This is a genomic window from Rhizobium ecuadorense (assembly GCF_001187535.1).
Classification (GTDB): Bacteria; Pseudomonadota; Alphaproteobacteria; order Rhizobiales; family Rhizobiaceae; genus Rhizobium; species Rhizobium ecuadorense.
Genome location: NZ_LFIO01000620.1, coordinates 1 through 214 on the forward strand (window position 1 = coordinate 1; position 214 = coordinate 214).

Here is a 214-nt window from a genome sequence, read left to right on the forward strand (position 1 = left end):
GCTTTGCCTGCCCCGCCGGCAGCTGACGCGGCTGCCGCAGCCGGCGCTGCCGCAAGGCACGGTCGATACGCATTTCCACGTCTTTCGCGCCGGCGCTCCGCTCAACACTCCACGCAGCTACACGCCTGACATCGCGACGATTGCCGACTGGATCGAATTCTCCGGCAGTCTTGGCATCGCCAGGGGCGTATTGGTGCAACCAAGCGTCTATGGC

General features: G+C 65.4%; 1 pseudogene. It reads left to right on the top strand.

The annotated features are described in order from the left end of the window. Window positions 1-214: pseudogene (locus AF337_RS12375) on the top strand (amidohydrolase family protein); the annotation flags it as partial.